The sequence below is a fragment of the Cycloclasticus sp. genome (genome assembly GCF_019090545.1).
In the GTDB taxonomy this organism is placed as follows: Bacteria; Pseudomonadota; Gammaproteobacteria; order Methylococcales; family Cycloclasticaceae; genus Cycloclasticus; species Cycloclasticus pugetii.
In genome coordinates, this window is record NZ_JAHRVT010000020.1 from 1 (window position 1) to 2565 (window position 2565).

Below are 2565 nucleotides of genomic sequence, written 5' to 3' on the forward strand. Positions count from 1 at the left end.
CCGATTGCCATGGAAGAAGGTTTACGTTTCGCTATTCGCGAAGGTGGCCGAACAGTTGGTGCCGGTGTTGTTGCTAAAATTATTGAGTAATAACATAATAAAATTTAATTCAATAAGTATAGGTCAGTAGCTCAATTGGCAGAGCAGCGGTCTCCAAAACCGCAGGTTGGGGGTTCGATTCCCTCCTGGCCTGCCATTTGGAAGGTGCTGACCTTTCTTACTTTGATCGAGAGAAATTAATCACTATGAATGCAGAAACAGATCAAGGCTCTGGTCAACTGGATGTAGCAAAATTAGCGTTAGCAGTTGTAGTTATAGTCGCGTCAATAGCTGGGTTTTATTATTACGCAGATGAGTCTTTGTTGTTTCGAGTAATAGGGTTGCTTGTTGCGTTATCTTTTGCAGTTGGTTTGGTGTATAGCACAGGCTTAGGGCAATCATTGTGGCAATTTGCTCAGGGCTCTAAAATTGAGCTTAAAAAGATTGTTTGGCCAACTAAAAAAGAAACCATGCAGACGACGTTAATTGTTGCAGTGATGGTTTTGTTTGTTGGAATTTTATTATGGATGTTTGATGGCCTGCTTATGTGGGGCATTGGCTATATAACAGGTTAAGGCTAATAATATGACGTTGCGTTGGTATGTGGTTCACGCTTATTCAAACTTTGAGCACAGAGTAAAAAGCTCATTGGAAGAGGCGATTGAACGTGAAGGTATGCAAGATAAGTTCGGTGAGATCTTAGTGCCAACTGAAGAAGTTGTAGAAATGCGTGAAGGTCAGCAAAAAAGAAGTGAGCGCAAGTTTTTTCCAGGCTATGTATTGGTTCAAATGGAACTAGATGATGATACTTGGCACTTGGTAAAAGACACAAATAAAGTATTAGGGTTTATTGGTGGTAAAAGTGATCGTCCAGCACCTATCTCAGAAGCTGAAGCAAATAAAATACTTAATAGAATACAAGAAGGTGTTGAGAAGCCACGACCTAAAGTACTCTTTGAAGTAGGTGAGGTTATTCGCATTAACGATGGGCCATTCAAAGACTTTAATGGTACAGTCGAAGAAGTCAATTATGATAAAAGCTCGTTACGCGCATCCGTATTGATCTTTGGTCGTGCCACACCGGTAGACTTAGAATTTGGTCAGGTCGAAAAGGTCTGATTGTTATTAACAGGGGAGCCGTAAGGCGTTTGACCCAATAAGGAGAGTAAGATGGCTAAAAAGATTGATGCCTATATTAAGTTACAGGTGAAAGCAGGTGAAGCAAATCCAAGTCCACCAGTGGGTCCAGCGTTGGGTCAGCACGGTGTAAATATCATGGAGTTTTGTAAGGCGTTTAACGCTAAAACCCAGAGTATGGAAAAAGGCTTGCCTATCCCTGTGGTTATTTCTGTTTTCGCTGATAAAAGCTTTACATTTATCACCAAGACACCTCCAGCTTCAATTTTATTAAAAAAAGCAGCCGGTATTCAAAAAGGTAGTGGTACACCAAATACTGTAAAAGTTGCAAAGGTGACACGTGAACAGCTTGAAGAAATTGCCAAAGTAAAAGATGCAGATATTACTGCAGCTGATATGGATGCTGCTGTAAGAACGATTGCGGGTAGTGCTCGTAGTATGGGTATTGATGTGGAGGGTGTGTAAATGGCTAAGCTAACCAAAAAAGCAAAACTAATTAAAGAGAAAGTTGAGCCCGGGAAAGCATATGATGCAAACAATGCGTTCTCAATTCTAAAAGAACTGGCCATCAGTAAATTTGAAGAATCAGTAGATGTAAGTGTCAATCTTGGCATTGATTCACGTAAATCTGAGCAAAATGTTAGAGGATCTACATTATTGCCAAATGGTACGGGTAAAGTTGTTCGCGTTGCAGTGTTTACTCAAGGTGCAAATGCTGAAGCTGCAACAGAAGCAGGTGCAGATGTTGTAGGTATGGATGATTTGGCTGCCCAAGTTAAAGCGGGCGAGATGGATTTTGATGTTGTGATTGCGTCACCTGATGCTATGCGTGTTGTTGGTACACTTGGGCAGATATTGGGCCCACGTGGTTTGATGCCTAACCCGAAAGTTGGAACAGTTACTGCAGATGTGGCAACCGCTGTAAGAAATGCTAAAGGTGGTCAAGTGCGTTATAGAACTGATAAAGCTGGCATTATCCATTGCAGTATAGGTAAAACAACGTTTAATGAAAATGCACTTAAAGAAAACATGGAAGCACTGTTGTCTGATTTGATCAAAGCTAAACCAGCTGCTGCTAAAGGTGTTTACTTAAAGAAAATTAGTGTGTCAACCACAATGGGCCCTGGCCTGATGGTTGATCAATCTAGCGTTTCTATTGGCTAGAAGCTTCGTTTTCGAAGCAAAACTTTGGATTGTTAAAATAATTAACAATCGTCAAAGACCGTAGGAGCAGATTTTGCTTAATTTCCTACGCAGGCGGTAAAGTCCTTAATTTTATTTTAAAGGATGGCCCCGTTAGGGTGCCCTTTTTGGGTTTTATAAACCGTAATAACTTAGGTTATTACATACAGTAGTCAGGAGGTATATATGCCACTAAATCTTGAGCAA

The 2565-nt window shown here is 40.7% G+C and carries 5 protein-coding genes, 1 tRNA gene and 1 other annotated feature; all 6 genes read left to right on the forward strand.

Features of this window, described 5'->3' with window-relative positions; translation table 11 throughout:
* Nucleotides 1-90 (forward strand): elongation factor Tu (locus KUG63_RS04030; RefSeq protein WP_076604501.1); only part of this gene is annotated, 90 nt, incomplete at its 5' end.
* A gap of 30 nt (nt 91-120) precedes the next feature.
* Nucleotides 121-196: transfer RNA gene (locus KUG63_RS04035), tRNA-Trp, on the forward strand.
* A 49-nt stretch (nt 197-245) separates the two neighbouring features.
* Nucleotides 246-614: a preprotein translocase subunit SecE gene (gene secE / locus KUG63_RS04040; RefSeq protein ID WP_020932174.1), complete on the forward strand. Its 369-nt coding sequence runs from the start codon at nt 246-248 to the stop codon at nt 612-614.
* A 10-nt stretch (nt 615-624) separates the two neighbouring features.
* On the forward strand, nt 625-1158 hold the full coding sequence (gene nusG, locus KUG63_RS04045) for a transcription termination/antitermination protein NusG (protein WP_015006531.1): 534 nt from the start codon (nt 625-627) through the stop codon (nt 1156-1158).
* Between the two features lie 51 nt (nt 1159-1209).
* A complete protein-coding gene (gene rplK, locus KUG63_RS04050; protein WP_015006530.1) occupies nt 1210-1641 on the forward strand; it encodes a 50S ribosomal protein L11 in 432 nt (143 codons plus the stop codon).
* Nucleotides 1642-2340 (forward strand): 50S ribosomal protein L1, encoded by a 699-nt coding sequence (gene rplA / locus KUG63_RS04055; protein ID WP_015006529.1) that lies wholly within the window; start codon nt 1642-1644, stop codon nt 2338-2340.
* A gap of 33 nt (nt 2341-2373) precedes the next feature.
* Nucleotides 2374-2498: a sequence feature (ribosomal protein L10 leader region), on the forward strand.
* The last annotated feature ends 67 nt before the right edge of the window (nt 2499-2565 follow it).